Origin of the sequence: Dyadobacter pollutisoli, from assembly GCF_026625565.1 — a bacterium.
Classification (GTDB): Bacteria; Bacteroidota; Bacteroidia; order Cytophagales; family Spirosomataceae; genus Dyadobacter; species Dyadobacter pollutisoli.
In genome coordinates, this window is sequence record NZ_CP112998.1 from 1011254 (window position 1) to 1026302 (window position 15049).

A 15049-nucleotide genomic window follows, 5' to 3' on the forward strand; every position below is an offset into this window, starting at 1 on the left:
AAGGGATATATTTTCATCACGCACCTAAACGCAATGAGGAGATCCAAGCCACCAGGTGGTCCAAAGCTCCCCATCGATCGGATCGGTGTTGCTACGTTCATTTACGTTTGTCTACAAGCCTCTCTTGTCGACAAACAATACCTGGAAAGAGAGTTTGCTGGACCGTTGATCACGATACCGACAGTGTTTGCAGAGCGAACCTTCTTAGAAAAACTATTTTTACTCCATGAAGAGTTTCGCCGTCCAGTAGAAAAATTAAAGTGGACCGACCGAGTCGCCATTTGTATGACTACATCACTTATCAAAACTGAAGCCGCAAAGAATGCGTTAAATGATCATGAGCTGTATCAGATTATTGTATCGCACAGGTTCGCTTTTTCCAAGGTGAGTGGAGTAGACTATAATCTCCACAATCCCAAAACGCTTAATCCAACGCCACCAAAAGAAATCATAGACACTTGGGCAGCGGGCTATAAGAAAATGTTAGAAGAAATGATTTATGAAGAAAAACCACCGAAATTCGAACATCTTCTGGAATCCTTGGCGGAAGTAAAGAAGAGACTCGTAGCGCTAAAATGGGATTACCAACTAAGGTTTGAAAATGCGAAATGACGTGTGCAGGATCCTGCATATGTTGTGAATAGAAGAATGTTTTTTGGCATTTTCCTGGTACAGGAATAAAGGCCATGAACTGAAAAGACTATAGCGAAGGTATGACCAGCAGAACAAGGAGGATATAACTTCTTTATTTACGTCATGGAAGCAAATAGTTATTGGGTTGACAGGTCTGACATGAAAAGCTATTAATCATCATCATCAGGGAACTGACTTTAATTTTCAGTTTATATGGAATTTAAAGAAGAAAGATCCTACATTCACCGGCATGGATATCTAGAAAATCTGGCTTTATGAGGGTAGTATTGGCATTTGTTGTTTTTTGTGGATTGCTCGCTTCTTGTAAAAACAAAGAGAAGCAACAGACCGAGATTGCCGTGAGAGACACAACAATTAAGATGGAGAATTCTTTCACCGAGCTTTTTATCGACACGGCTGCGCTGGACCACTTTGTCGGCACACATGCCATGCAGGACAGCCTGGTCAATAAAATGCAGAGCTTTTATAACCGCCGTAACTACCAGCTGGCTTGGTTTTTCCCTGATGGTATGGCCGATTTCGTGCATACTTTTCTGAGCCTGCAAGATGATTATATCCATGATTCAGCCGACAGCTCACTGTATGACCCCATGCTTCTGCGCCGCATCGATACGTTGATGCTCCGTCGGCGGATCATACCTACCGACTCGCTGGTGATCAATACAGAGCTGGCTCTGACCGAACACTTTTTCAGGTACACGCAGAAAGCCTACTCCGGAGATGGCAACATTAACATCCGGGAGCTGGATTGGTTTATCCCCCGCAAAAAGATCAATCCCGAAGATTTCCTGGATTCTCTTTTGAAAAATAAAGGAGAGCGTGTGGCCTCTTACGAACCGGTCAACCGTCAGTACAACCTGCTCAAAGAGCAGCTACGGTTTTATTATCCGCTGGAAAACCTGGACTGGACGGAGCTGACACCAGTTAAAAAGCTTAAAATAGGAGATAGCGCCCCGGTCGTTGCCGAAATCAAAAGAAGGCTCGCGTTACTCAAAGATATGGACCCGCAAGACTCGACAGATACGTTTGACTCGACGCTTTTTGAAGGGGTAAAATCCTTTCAGGCCCGCATGGGATTGAAAGCGTCAGGGGAGATTGGGCCTTCGTTTTTTACCGAGCTCAACGTGCCTGTCAGTGAAAGGATACGCCAGATGCTCATCAACATGGAGCGTATCCGCTGGGTGCCGGCTGAGCCCCCCACGGACTACATCCTGGTTAATATTCCTGAATTTAGGCTGCACATGTATGAAAAAGGGCAGCTGGCCTTTGACATGAATGTCGTGGTGGGCTCTCAGGCGCACAACACGGTGATCTTTGCCGGGAAATTAAACCAGATTGTTTTCAGTCCTTATTGGAATGTGCCGCCGAGCATTCTGAAAAACGAAATTTTACCGGGTATCAAACGCAATAGGAATTACCTGGCCAAACACCATATGGAATGGAATGGTAACAGCGTCCGGCAGAAGCCAGGCAAGTCCAACTCGCTGGGATTGGTCAAGTTTCTTTTTCCTAATAGCTATAACATTTATCTCCATGATACGCCCTCCAAAAGCCTTTTTGGAGAGTCTCAGCGCGCTTTCAGCCACGGCTGCATACGTTTGTCTGAGCCTAAGAAGCTGGCCGAATTTCTGCTGCGTAAAGACTCAACCTGGACCAGCTCAAAAATAGCGGCTGCGATGAACAGCGGCAAAGAGCAATATGTCAGGCTGCGCGGTCAGAATGAGATACCGGTTTTCATCGGCTATTTTACAGCCTGGGTGGATCATACCGGAAAGCTCAATTTTCGCAGGGATATTTACGGTCACGATCAAAAAATGGCTGAAAGGCTCTTTGCAGCCGCTAAGTAAAATCGCCAGTTTAATAGTACAACTAAACCTTAATGCTCCATTTCCGGATCACGGCCATGAGCTCTTCGAGCTTAATGGGTTTGCTGATGTAGTCATCCATTCCGGCATCAAAACATTGTTGTTGGATACCCTCCATGGCATTGGCCGTCAGGGCAACGATGACCGGCTGCTCAACGACCGTTTTGCGTATCACCCGCGTTGCTTGTAGTCCGTCCATGACCGGCATCTGCATATCCATTAGAATTAAGCCGTAATTTTTCTGATTGGCAAACTCGACAGCTTCCTGCCCGTCGCTAACCAGGTCGGGCTCGTATCCGAGCTTTTGCAGGATACGGACGATCACGTGCTGGTTAATTTGGTTGTCTTCGGCTACCAGTAATTGGAAGGGGTAATTTTTGGAGAAATCAGTGGAAAGCTTGTTGGTTACGGTAGCTTCGGTTTTAGTAAGCAATTTGGTCTGCAAAGCGTTCATAATGTGGCCGCTGAGCACATGCTGCCGGATCGGCTTGGTCAGTATGGAGGTGAAAAGCTGCCGATGCTGATCCTGGATGTCCTCGCCAACCGAGCTTAGCAAGATGATAGGTATCTGGGGCGCGTAACGCTGCACATTGATGGCGAAGGCAATACCATCCATTTCGGGCATCTGCATGTCAGTGATGACCATATCAATTTTTGGCTCATCAAACAAGATCTCCATCGCCTCTGAGCCCGAGGAGGCCATCATAGGTACCAGCTTCCAGTTTTCCATCTGTCGTTGCAAAATCGCCAGGTTGGTAGCGTTGTCGTCGACGAGCAGGATCCTTTTTCCGCGATGCTCATCGATATCATGATCGAGCTGTTTGGGTAAAATTTTGCTTCCCTTGCTGGCTTTCAATGTGAAGGAAAACGTCGAGCCGCGGTCTATCTCGCTGGTCACGCTGATTTGTCCGCCCATGAGCTGCACCAATTTTTCGGAAATGGCCAGTCCCAGGCCTGTGCCGCCATATTTTCGGGTAGTTGATGAGTCTACCTGTGAAAATGCTTTGAAAAGCCGGTTCATTTGATCGGCTGAAATCCCTATTCCGGTATCGCGTACGTCAAACCGCAGGCTGAGCTTTTCATCTGCGGTTTGCTCTTTCAAACTCACCGACACGCATACCTCGCCCTGGGTAGTAAATTTCATCGCATTGCCTACCAGGTTAATCAAAATCTGCCGCAGTCGCAGCTGGTCCCCCACGATCTGCTCGGGCACGCGCTCTTCGATCTGATAGACCAGGTCCAGGCCCAGTTTGGCGGCTTTACCGCCAAATATGTCCAAGACATCCTCGATGCTGTGACGAAGGTTAAAGTCTTCATTTTCAAGTTCCAGGTTCCCGGATTCAATCTTTGAAAAATCGAGAATGTCATTGATCACATTGATGAGCGTATCCCCGCAGGTGGCAATGGTTTCGGTGAACATGCGCTGCTCCTCGCTGAGCTGGGTTTCGGCCAGCAAAGCGGCCATGCCGATTACGCCGTTCATCGGTGTGCGGATTTCGTGGCTCATCGTGGCCAGAAAAACGCTTTTGGCCTGGTTGGCCTTATCGGCTTCCTGGCGTGATTTGACCAGCTCCGCATTGGTAGCACGCAGGTGCGCATTGACGTTTCTTTGGATTTCCTCATTTTGTTTGCGTACCTGAGAGAGCTGCGCTTCTTTTTGAAGACCAGCCATTTGCACGGCCTGGCTAATGTGAAGCTCATAGTATTTGTTGAGCATATAGGCCCAAAGGCCACAAATGAAAAAGATCGCAGCGGCCAGCAGGATGTGGATGGTAAAGGTCAGCAGGTCAAAGTATTGTAGCTGGGTAAAATAAACACCGGGCACGCCTGTATTTTGCAGGTACCCAAAGACGGCATGATGAATCAGCACGATGATCATCATGGGGATTTGCAACTTCCATTTCTGATAGGTAATCAGTACGGCGCTGCCAATAAACGCAAAAAAGTGCATTTCAAACATGCCATGCATCTGATAGATAAATTGGGCCATAAAAATGCCCAGAATAACGCTGAGCACATATTGGTACAAATCAGAATGGGGTAGGGCCAGTTTGACCGAGTAATAAGCAACCAGTAAAATCCCGCCGACACCGAGCGCGATCAGCCAGGTATCATAGAAAACAGCCAGCAGCAGACCGATCAAAAAATAGCCTATGACAAAGATATTCATCAAGCGGTCAGATCGCTCCTTGAGCTCTAACTGAAAGCTGTCCACAGGCCTATCGGGTAAAGTACTTTCTTGATTCATATACGTTGAGTGAGTTTAATTTTTACAAACCGGCATCGTGCAGCCGTAAGATTTCAATGCTTTTGCACTCCAAATGGGAAGCATCTGGCTTTTGAGTAAGGCTTCAATCGCATTTTTGGCATAGGCCGTTTTTTCATCTGTACAGTAGCGGCTTGCGTTGTAATTACCGCGGTAGTACAATTTTTGCTCACGGTCCAGCAGGGCGGCCTGCGGGGTGGCGTATACTCCGCAGCGGACTGCAAGGGAGGGATCAAAGATGACGTCAATGTCCACACCTATCTTATCCTGGATTTTTTCAGCGGTGTATTTTTGATCAGATAAAACCACTACCACAAAGTCAATTTCCTGGCCATACTCTCGCACCAGTGATTGAAAATGGCTTTGATTAAATCTCGAACACGGGCATTTGGGGTTATAGAAATGCAGAAAAACAGGTTTATGCTGCCCAGCGGCAGTCTTCGGGCCCAGATCGATCTGGGTCCCAATGGCAACAGGCTTATAATTTTTGGGGACGGGTGTGGGCAGCTGGTAAATCCAGTCGTTATACCAGAATAATGCGCCAACCATCGAAAGCAGCAGCGTGAGCCACGCGGTCACCAAGCCCATTCTAATCATTGAGGAAGCAGTATATGGAGGTATGTTGTAAAACTAATTTTTTAATTAGCTACCAAATTTACTTTAAAACAAGCGAAAGCGGGCAGTTTTTGCGCACTAAATTTTAGCTACAAACTGCCCAGTAAGAACACTTTGCGTAATGACCCGCTGTTGCATCCCCCTGAATTTGTCAGTAGACGAAAGCCGTTTATCCAACTTTCCGGGCTGTATGTCGACGTTTTTTTTTTATCTCGCAGATTCCCTCTTATTTCCCTCTCTCAGCTGAATTCACCCATTTCCTATTATGACCATGAGAAAACATCTATTCATTTTTCTGGTGCTGGCATGCGCTTTTCGGCCGCTGCTAGCCCAGGACAGAACGGTTACCGGAAAGGTAACCGATGCGACAAGTGGCGAGCCGCTGCCCGGCGTTAACGTCCTTTTGAAAGGAACACAGATCGGTACATCCTCCAATACCGAAGGTATTTTCAAACTGGAAGCCCCTGCTGGCCCGATCACGTTGGTACTTAGCTTCATCGGGTATGCCACCGTTGAAACCAGTGTTGACAATCTGCGTGCAGTGGAGGTATCGATGCAGCCAGATGCCAGGCAGCTCAGCGAAGTGGTGGTGACGGCCATGGGCGTGGAAAGAACGCGCAATTCATTGCCCTACGCGGCCACCCAGATTGAGGGGAGCTCAGTGACGGCCGGCCGCAATCCGAACCTGATCAACTCGCTTTCGGGTAAGGTGGCGGGTCTCAACATTACGCAGACCAATACACTGGGCGGCTCTTCCAATGTGGTCATCAGGGGCACTAAATCCCTTACCGGAAATAATCAGGCGCTTTTTGTCATTGACGGTGTTCCTGTCAACAACGACGTGGCCAACACCCGCAGCCAGCGCACAGGAAGTGGTGGATATGACTACGGGAATCCGGCTGCGGACATCAATCCGGATGATATCGCTTCGGTCAGCGTGCTCAAAGGTGCAGCTTCCACGGCCTTGTATGGTTCGCGGGCTTCCAATGGCGCTATTTTAATTACTACAAAAAAAGGTAAGAAGGGACTCGGCGTGACCATTAACAGTGGGCTCACCATTGGCAAGGTCGATAAGAAAACCTTGCCCGTCTACCAAAAGCAGTACGGGGCTGGTTATGAGCAGACTTGGGGCGAGTTTGATGTCAATGGTGATGGAAAGGATGATCATACGGTCTCGTTCCCCGACGACGCCTCATACGGTTACGGCTTCGATCCCAGTATTATGGTTTATCACTGGGACGCATTTGACCCGGCTTCGCCCAACTACCAGAAGACCAGGCCCTGGGTAGCTGCCGAGCACGGGCCGGAGTACTTTATGGAAAAATCCGTATCGAGCACCAATAATATCATGGTGGAGGGGGGCAGTGAGAAGGCTACCTTCAAGGTAGGTTACAACCGTAGCATCGACAAGGGGATCATACCCAATAGCCGCATTACCAAGAACATGGTCAATCTGGCCGGCTCATTAAAAATGGGCTCGAAGCTGTCCGCTCAGGCCAGTGTCAATTTTACCCAACAAGACGGTCTGGGGCGTTACGGCTCAGGTTATGGTTCTGCCAACCCTATGCTGGGTTTTCGCCAGTGGTTTCAGACCAATGTGGATATCAAGGAGCAGAAAGAAGCTTACTTTCGCAACCGGCAGAACATTACCTGGAACTGGTCGGGCCCGGATGATCTGACGGCTGCCTACGCAGACAATGTTTATTTTACCCGGTATGAAAATTATGAAAACGATAAGCGCTACCGCACATTTGGTAACATTGCCGCGATTTACGATCTGGCCAGCTGGCTGAAAGTGACGGGCCGCATCTCGCTGGATAGTTACGATGAATTGCAGGAGGAGCGCTTTGCGATAGGGAGCACTACTAACTCGGACGATCCATACTACATCCGCTATAACCGGACATTCCGCGAGTTCAATTTTGATCTGTTTGCCAATTTTCAAAAGAGCTTTACCAAAGACCTTTCATTGAGCGGTCTGGTGGGTATGAATATGAGACGTTCGCAGGCCAATTCGTTGCAGGCCTCCACCAGTGGTGGTTTGGTCGTACCGCGGCTGTATGCTTTATCCAACTCCAAAAGCCTGCTCTCACCACCGATCGAAAGCGCGCAAAAGATCGCTGTCGACGGGGTGTTTGCCAATGCCACCCTGGGTTTTCGTGAAACCGTGTATCTGGACCTGTCAGCGCGAAGGGATCAGTCTTCGACGCTGCCTAAGGCCAACAACGCCTACTTTTACCCCTCGGCGGCTGTAAGCTTTGTATACTCGGAACTGCTAAAAAACCTGTCATGGCTCTCGTATGGGAAATTCAGGGCTAACTATGCCGAGGTCGGCTCCGATGCCCCGTTTGGCGCTACCAATAAGTATTACAACAAACAAGGAGATGAGATAGGCAAGCCGGTCGGCGGCTTTGACGGGGTACCCTTATTCTCGGTGCCTAATACGCGCTTTAACTCCAATTTAAAGCCAGAGAGAACCAAAAGCGCTGAATTCGGGGTCGAAATGGCCTTTCTAGGTAGTAGGCTCGGTTTTGATTTCACTACTTACAACGCCCATACTTTCAATCAGATCCTGCCCGTCACAGTACCCACCACGACCGGTTACGGCTATAAATTTATCAATGCAGGCGAGGTTTCCAACAGGGGGATAGAGCTTTCAGTCTTTGTTACACCAGTTAAAACAGCCTCATTGACCTGGACGGTGAATGCCAACTGGGCAAGGAACCGAAACAATGTTGAGGCCCTGGCCGAAGGGGACAATATGGTCCTGGCCACCTATCAAACCAGTGTCACCTCTAATGCTACGGTCGGCAGGCCTTTTGGGGTACTGCGCGGAACGGGCTACGTGATCCATGAAAACGGCGGCCGCGTCATTGATGCCAACGGGCAGTACAAAAAAACGGGCAGCAGCACCGAAATCGCCGATCCTAACCCGGATTGGCTGGGCGGCGTCTCCAATACGGTCAGCTTCAAAGGGCTTTCCCTTTATTTTTTGGTGGATGTTAAGAAGGGCGGGCAGCTATATAACCTGGATACTTACTACGGCTTTGGAACGGGGATGTACCCTGAAACGGCGGGCCTCAATGAGCTCGGCAAGCCATCGCGGCTTCCGGTCGCAGAAGGCGGGGGCATTCTATTGGAGGGTGTCAAAGAGGATGGCTCGCCCAACGATGTCAGACTGGAAAATGTGGCCAATGCATTGGGTACGGATGGTCCTAATCAAACGCAAATCTATGGGGCGGGCTTTGTCAAGCTCCGTGAGGCTTCACTGACCTACTCTCTGCCGGCTAGCCTGATTGCCAGACTGAAAGCATTCAAAGGCGTGGATTTGTCGGTGGTGGGCCGTAACCTATGGATCATTCACAAGGATGTGCCCTATTCGGATCCCGAGGCAGGTTTTGGCGCAGGAAACCTGGGAATGGGCTTTCTGAGCGCGGCTTATCCCTCTGCTCGCAACATCGGCTTGAACATTAAACTCAGATTTTGACAAACAAACCCATGAAAAAGATATTCTTGTATGGTGCTTCGACATTGTTTTTTGCCAGCGCTTGCGTGAGCGGTCTGGACGAAGATTACAATATTGATCCTAAAAAGGCGACCCAGGTCCCGGCGGCGACACTGATGGGCAATGCCCAGTTTAATCTGTCCAATATCATTACAACACCGGACTACAATTACAATCCCTTCCGGTACTACCTGCAGTATTGGGCTGCCGTCCAGTACCCCGAGGAAAGCCGCTACAATATCCAGGCGCGGGAAATCAATACCAACTTTTGGGACGTTTTATACCAGGATGTACTCAGTGACCTGCGGGAAGCCAGAAAAACGGTGGAGGCCGATGCGGTGGTGACAGCGGATGAAAAAGCCAATCAACTTGCCAGCATCGAAGTGCTTGAAGTATATGCCTGGTCCGTACTGGTCAATACCTACGGCAACATTCCCTATGGGCAGGCTTTGGATATCACCAATGTACAGGCAGTCTATGAGGATGATGCTGCCATTTACACGGATCTGATCAAAAGGCTGGACGCAGCCATAGCAGCTTTCCATACCGATGCGCCTGGGTTTGGAGATGGGGACCTGTACTACGGGGGGGACTTGGAACACTGGGTCAAATTTGCCCATTCGCTTAAACTGAGAATTGGGATCACGCTGGCCGACGCAGATGCGGCCGCGGCCAAAAAGATATGCGAGCAGGCCGCTGCCCATGTGTTTAGCTCCCATGCCGATGATGCCCAATTGAATTATACGGCTAACCCGCCTACGGCCAGTCCGGTATATGACAATTTGAGACAGCGCAATGACAATGTCGGGGCTAATACGATGGTGGATGTGCTTAGCGGCCTGGCTGATCCGCGTCTGAACGAATACGTGCGGCCGGCCACAGCGGGCGCCAATGCGGGCAAGTATGTCGGCGGCATTTATGGTAGCTCCAATGCTTATGCCCAGTTTGCCCAGCCTAGCGCCGTTATACGTAACCCGCAACTACCCGGCGTGCTGCTCTCTTACACGGAAGTGGAATTCCTTTTGGCCGAGGCCAAAATGAGAGGCTTCGATGTTGGAGGCACTGCCCAGGAGCACTACGATAAGGCAGTGACCGCTTCGATCGTCGGCGACTGGGGCGGCAGCACCGGTGAAGCTACCGCGTACCTGGCTAAGCCTGCCGTCGCTTTCGATGCTGCCAATTGGAAAAAGAGCATTGGAACCCAGAAATGGATTGCCCTTTACAACCAGCCCGTAGAAGGCTGGAAAGAATGGCGCAGGCTCGACTTTCCGGTTTTGAAAAAACCAACGCAGGCAGAAACGGATATACCGCTGCGTTTTCCCTACCCGTTTACAGAGCAAAATCTGAACGCCGCCAATTATCAGGCCGCTTCGGCGGCCATGGGAGGTGATGTGGTTACATCCAAGATATTCTGGGATGTGAAGTAGTTTGGATTTGAACTGCTGTTCTAAAATAAAGCAGCCCGAAACATGGTCAGTAAGGTTTCGGGCTGCTTCTTTTCGCGGAATACTTGCTGGTTTACTCGATCAACTTCTGATTGACGATGACGTTGCTTAGCTTAAAATCATTGACCACACTTTTGTCGTAAGCCGCATTTTTAGCGATAATGTCCAGGTTCTCGAAGCTGAATTTGGCTAATTTATCGTACTCCCCGGGGCTGACGTCAAAGAAAACCTCACATTTAAGCTTGATGTTCTTTAAGCTGATATGCTCGCAGTAGGATAGTGGTACGTCTTTTCGGCCTTTCAAATCAAAAAACTGTTTCCAGGGCTTGACATAAATCAGTGAATAGGCATAGCCGTCTATATTTTCCACGCTGACAAACTCGTATTTCTGAGGCGTATCCGGCCGCATTTTCAGCCACAGCACTCTCATCGCATTGGTGATATGGCAGTTGCGCATCACGATATTTTTATTGTGTATCGCCTCGCTTCCGCAGGTGAGTGCGGCGTGACAAAAGCCAAACTCGCAGTCCTCAATGATCACATTTGTATTGGCACCGTTACCGGCATCAGTATCCGCATAAGGCCCTTTTCCTCCTTTTAGTGCAATCGCATCATCGTTGACGGCCAAATAGCAGCCTTTGATGAGCACATTGGTGCAGACGTCCAGGTCAATGGCGTCGGTACTGGGCGCTTTGATGGGCTCGTGCGGGGCGGTGATGCGCACATTTAAAATCTTGACGTTATTGCATTGATAATAGTGGCTGGTCCAAAAGCCCGAATTTTGAAGGCGGATGTCCTGGATCTGGACATCGTTACTTTTCCAGATAAACACCAGGCGTGGACGGGAGACTTCCAAATTGGTACAATTGGGGTTCTCTTTTCGTCTTTGCCAGAAGGCTTTCCAGTAGTTGAGCCCATTACCGTCAATGGTGCCAGCGCCAGAAATGCTAAAACCATTCACGCCATAAGCATTGACCAGGGCCGGGAAGTAATCCAGGTTTTGTCCCTCCATCCGGGACGGCATGATCGGATAATGGGCTATGTCATCTGAGCCTTTCAGTACGGCGCCAGCAGAGAGCAACAAGTGGGTTTTGGGTTTAAAAAACAAAGCACCGCTCAGGAAAGTACCCCTGGGAATGACGATTACCCCACCGCCCTGCTGAGAAGCCCGGTCAATGATTTTCTGGATCACTGCCGTCTGGACCACCGTGCTGTCCGCGGTTGCCCCATGCTGGGTAATGATAAATTGTTTGCCCAAATCTCCTGGTCGGATCTTTGCGCTGTCGGAAAACCATTGCGGTATCGGTGTCCCGTCCGGAAAGAAAGCAGACTTGCCGCCTTGCGGGAATGCAATGGAAGAAATACAGATAAGGCACAGCAGAAGCGTAGGAAATTTGGCCATAGCAGAAAATTGTTGACTAATAATCGATTGCAATTTGCAACAATTTTCCATCAGATCGGCTTTCCTTCCACTTTTGCCTTGATGACGGCAAGGGTTGATTTCCAATAAAATTCCAGGTGTTTGCCGATGATCTCGGTAGGGAAGTGCTCGATAATGACTGTGAGCAGGGTGCCACTTACTTGTTTGGTCAGTGTCATCTGGATCACCGAATAATTCTCTTTCGTATCAGCCAGGCCGGATACGGAGCTTAGATGGGAGTAGGCGAGCTTTTGCTCCTTTTCAAATTGAAGTATAGTCCCCTTGTTTTCAAAATAGCCATTGTGAAAGCCGCGAATGGTAATGGGGCTATTGATCTGCCAGCTGGTGAGCACCTGCACTTGCATTGAAGGCTCACCCAGCCACTGGGCCATCAGATCGGGCTTGGTTAAAACGCTCCATATCTGGAAGGGATCACCGTTAATTTGGATGGATGTTGAAAAGGTATCGCTCATCACTGGAAGAAAAGGTGGTTTGGGCCGGCCAACGATCCAAAGCAATTGGCAAAGACGGAAGCCTTTTACACGAAAGGACGTTGGCTCGAAAGGATGGCAGCCTGGTCTACACCGAGGTACATGTACGGGCCGTAGAGGGCGTTGGTTATATTTCTATTTTCCGCGATATCACGGAAAGAAAAACGGCGGAAGCTGCATTTAGGGAATCAGAACTGAAATTCAAAAACCTGGTTGAAAAATCACTGGTGGGTGTCTACATTGTTCAGGATGGAAAATTTGTCTATGTCAATCCAAAGTTTGCACAAATACTGGGTTATACGCAGCTGGAAATGCTTGGCCTGGACAATATCCGCGATATTGTTGATACCCAATATGCTCCCCCAGCACTAGTGGAGTGGCGGAAAAAAGCCGATGCGGGCATCATTGATGATTTCCATATCGAACTAAAATACAGAAAAAAAGACGGAGAGATTATCTGGTGCGATGCGTATTGCGGTGAAACGAGCTATGAGGGAGCCAAAGCAATCCTGGGTTCCATCATGGATATCACAGAGCGAAAAAAAGCAGAGGCCAAGATATTGGAAAGAGAGTCGCTGCTGACGGCACTTTTTGAAAACATCGAGGGCTCGCTCGCCCTGTATGATGTCAACAAAAAGATCATGCTCTTCAATAGCCATTTTGCCCATAATTACAGGCTCTTTACGAATCATGAACCCAAGGTCGGGGATGGGGTTCACGATTTTGTATTGGAAGAGAATCGGGATGAACCCTCCAAGATGATGGATAGTGCATTAAAAGGCAACAAAGTGGTTTTGGAAAAGGACTACCACAACAACGGTAAATTTTCCAGTTTCAGAACCTCATTCAATCCGGTGATCAATGATGGAAAGGTAACAGGGTTCACCTCCTTTTCACTTGATCTTACTCAAAGTAAAGAAGCAGAGCTAAGGCTGAAAGAAAGTGAGGAAAAATTCAGATTGTCTTTCATGACCAGCAACGATGCATTCTACATTGGCACATTGCATGACGGACGAATCATTGATGCCAACAATAGCTTTTATTCCTTATATGGTTATACCAAAGAAGAGACCATCGGCAAAACGATATTTGATCTTAATCTGTATGCCAATACAGAGGATCGCAAAAGATTGGTCGCCCAGCTCAAAGCAAATGGTCATATCAAAGATTTTGAAACAAACAGCAGAAAGAAAGACGGTCAGATCATGCTGATCTCGATGACGATCAATGTATGGCAGATCAACGGCGAGCCGGTGATCATGGCCGTGATCAGAGACATCACAGAACGCAGAAAAACCCAGGCGCTCATCCAGGAACAGGCGGAAACTTTTGCGGCGATCATTGAAAATGCCAGCGAATCCATCTGGTTGCTTTCTGTGGATCTAAGGGTCTTACTGTTCAACAAAACAGCCAAGGACAGACTTGTTTTAAACGGTGGGAACGAGATTTACTTAGGGGCAAACGTCAGAGACTTTTTGTATAAAGGAACCGAAAGCGTATTTATGCCCATGTTTAGTGATGCGCTGGCAGGCAAATATTCTGAGGTCGAATCAGCGCAGGTAAATAGCCAAGGTGCCACGTTCTGGTTAAGGACCAGGATGTAACCCCGTGTATGACACCAACAAGAGGCTCTTTGGGATCACAGTCCTTACTGAAAACATCACCGATCGTAAAACAGTTGAGATCCAATTGGAGCAAGGCGAAGAAAAGAGCCGCGCGTTGATTGAGAATATCAGCGATACTATTCTGGTGTTAAATGACCAATTCCAGATCACTTATCAAAGCCCCTCTTACGTGCGGACAACTGGATTTCCGTTGGAAGAAAGCCAGGGCAAAAAGGTATCCCAATTTATACATTCCGATGATCAGCAGCAATGTGAGAACATATTGAAGAATTCCCACATGTTACCGGGTGCTGCGCTGGCGTTTCAGTTAAGGGCCATTCACAAAAACGGTCACTACATCTGGATAGAAGGGACAATCACCAACCTTCTTGACAATGAAAGCGTGAAAGCCTATGTGTTGAACTATCGCGATATTACCGAGCGGAAAAAAGTAGAAGAAGTACTCTCCACAAACAACGCTGAATTAAAAAAGACCAATGCCGAGCTCGATCGTTTTGTCTATAGCGCCTCTCATGATTTGCGGGCACCCCTTAAGTCCATGCTTGGCCTGACAGGTATTATCCATGAAGATTTAGATCCTTGTGATACAATGCAGCTGGAACGCATGGCTATGTTGCCTAAAAGCGTCGTCAAACTCGATAACTTTATAGAGGACATTCTCCATTATTCACGCAACTCCCGTGCAGAGATCGAAAAAGATGAAATCCGCTTTGAAGAGCTGGTTCAGGAGACAACAGCAGCGCTCAACTTTATGGGAGGGGCAAATGAAATGAAGCTGATCGTACAGATCAACCAAGACAGCGCATTCGTATCGGACAAAAGAAGAATTAGCGTCGTTTTAAATAATTTGGTCTCCAACGCCATTAAATACAGGGATCCTTTAAAAGGGCGTTCATTTGTGAAAATAATTGTACATTGTACCCTGCCAAAAGCCGTCGTTACCATAGAAGACAACGGAATTGGGATCGCAGAAAAGGACATTGACAAGATATTCGAAATGTTTTATCGGTCTACGGTATCATCAACCGGTTCAGGGCTCGGGTTGTATATTTTGAAAGAGTCTCTTAACAAGCTTGGCGGCAAGATTAGTGTTGAATCAAAATTAAATGAGGGCTCAAAGTTTACCGTTGACATACCCAACTCGCACGATGTATAAACGAATA

General features: G+C 48.3%; 10 protein-coding genes. 6 read left to right on the plus strand and 4 right to left on the minus strand.

The window, feature by feature from the left end; all coding sequences use genetic code 11:
• The first annotated feature begins 33 nt into the window (after window positions 1-33).
• Both ON006_RS04260 and ON006_RS04265 read left to right on the plus strand, forming a co-directional pair.
• On the plus strand, window positions 34-612 hold the full coding sequence (locus ON006_RS04260; RefSeq protein ID WP_244824666.1) for a nucleotidyl transferase AbiEii/AbiGii toxin family protein: 579 nt from the start codon (window positions 34-36) through the stop codon (window positions 610-612).
• Window positions 613-908: 296 nt separating this feature from the next.
• A complete protein-coding gene (locus tag ON006_RS04265) occupies window positions 909-2501 on the plus strand; it encodes a L,D-transpeptidase family protein (RefSeq protein WP_244824667.1) in 1593 nt (530 codons plus the stop codon).
• Window positions 2502-2523: 22 nt separating this feature from the next.
• Here the strand turns inward: ON006_RS04265 and ON006_RS04270 are convergent, their stop codons facing one another.
• The gene (locus ON006_RS04270) at window positions 2524-4767 is read right to left on the minus strand and encodes a response regulator (RefSeq protein WP_244824668.1); all 2244 of its coding nucleotides are present in this window, start codon (window positions 4765-4767) and stop codon (window positions 2524-2526) included.
• A 15-nt stretch (window positions 4768-4782) separates the two neighbouring features.
• Complete coding sequence (locus ON006_RS04275; protein ID WP_244824669.1) at window positions 4783-5373, minus strand: TlpA family protein disulfide reductase; 591 nt, start codon at window positions 5371-5373, stop codon at window positions 4783-4785.
• Window positions 5374-5671: 298 nt separating this feature from the next.
• On the opposite strand from ON006_RS04275, the gene ON006_RS04280 reads away from it, so the two are divergent.
• Window positions 5672-8887, plus strand: coding sequence for a SusC/RagA family TonB-linked outer membrane protein (locus ON006_RS04280; protein WP_244824670.1), 3216 nt, complete (start codon window positions 5672-5674; stop codon window positions 8885-8887).
• 11 nt (window positions 8888-8898) lie between these two features.
• Window positions 8899-10332, plus strand: coding sequence for a SusD/RagB family nutrient-binding outer membrane lipoprotein (locus ON006_RS04285; RefSeq protein WP_244824671.1), 1434 nt, complete (start codon window positions 8899-8901; stop codon window positions 10330-10332).
• A 91-nt stretch (window positions 10333-10423) separates the two neighbouring features.
• Here the strand turns inward: ON006_RS04285 and ON006_RS04290 are convergent, their stop codons facing one another.
• Together ON006_RS04290 and ON006_RS04295 are read right to left on the minus strand one after the other, a co-directional pair.
• Complete coding sequence (locus tag ON006_RS04290) at window positions 10424-11752, minus strand: rhamnogalacturonidase (protein WP_244824672.1); 1329 nt, start codon at window positions 11750-11752, stop codon at window positions 10424-10426.
• A 50-nt stretch (window positions 11753-11802) separates the two neighbouring features.
• On the minus strand, window positions 11803-12243 hold the full coding sequence (locus tag ON006_RS04295; protein ID WP_244824673.1) for an SRPBCC family protein: 441 nt from the start codon (window positions 12241-12243) through the stop codon (window positions 11803-11805).
• Between ON006_RS04295 and ON006_RS04300 the strand changes: the two genes are divergently transcribed.
• Together ON006_RS04300 and ON006_RS04305 are read left to right on the plus strand one after the other, a co-directional pair.
• Window positions 12222-13865 carry a PAS domain-containing protein gene (locus ON006_RS04300; protein ID WP_244824674.1) on the plus strand — a complete coding sequence of 548 codons (1644 nt, stop codon included), beginning with the start codon at window positions 12222-12224 and terminating at the stop codon, window positions 13863-13865. The two genes, ON006_RS04295 and ON006_RS04300, sit on opposite strands and share 22 nt — an antisense overlap.
• 4 nt (window positions 13866-13869) lie before the next feature.
• Window positions 13870-15042: a sensor histidine kinase gene (locus ON006_RS04305; protein WP_244824675.1), complete on the plus strand. Its 1173-nt coding sequence runs from the start codon at window positions 13870-13872 to the stop codon at window positions 15040-15042.
• Window positions 15043-15049 lie beyond the last annotated feature (7 nt).